This window comes from Amycolatopsis sp. w19 (assembly GCF_051373225.1).
GTDB lineage: Bacteria > Actinomycetota > Actinomycetes > Mycobacteriales > Pseudonocardiaceae > Amycolatopsis > Amycolatopsis japonica.
Map to the genome: position 1 here is coordinate 1 of NZ_JBPQFM010000086.1, position 550 is coordinate 550.

1 protein-coding gene is annotated in these 550 nt (G+C 33.8%); it reads left to right on the forward strand.

All coding sequences use genetic code 11. From position 1 onward, the window contains the following. Positions 1 to 148 precede the first annotated feature (148 nt). Positions 149 to 430 carry a hypothetical protein gene (locus ACSMFO_RS40235; protein WP_436462552.1) on the forward strand — a complete coding sequence of 94 codons (282 nt, stop codon included), beginning with the start codon at positions 149 to 151 and terminating at the stop codon, positions 428 to 430. Positions 431 to 550: the final 120 nt, after the last annotated feature.

The following is a 550-nucleotide window of genomic DNA, read 5'->3' on the forward strand; positions in this document are numbered from 1 at the left end:
AATTAGAATGATTTAATAAGACTAAATAAGTAGAGTAGAACTAGATTATTTAACCATTTTTAGTAAAACAAATAATAATTGAGCTTTTTGCTTATACAGATTTCAATTTTTTTCATATCATGTAGTATCTCTTTTAGGGGGTGATTGCATGCCAAAACATCGTACTTCTGATGAGCGCCGTAGCTCACGACGTACTTCTGACGAGCGCCGTACTTCTTCAAGTAACCGTGGGACATCTTCGAATGGTTTTCGTTTGGATGGTTTAAGACAAGGTGATAGAATTGAAGTTTTTTCTGCTGAAAATCAACTTAACGGAGTTGGTACATTTATCCGTATACGCGATGGATTTTTAGTCTGGGTGAATGAAGATGGTAATATTACTTCAACTAGCTTAGATACTATTAGTATCAGTAGAGTATCTGGAACGTAGAGTATCTGGAACAATGTAATTTGGACGGGCTATTTGCAAAGTTTTAATAAATTAGAAAACTAAAAAAACTACTGTGTTAAGCCAGTAGTTTTTTTCTTTTACTATGAAAAGGATCTTGGG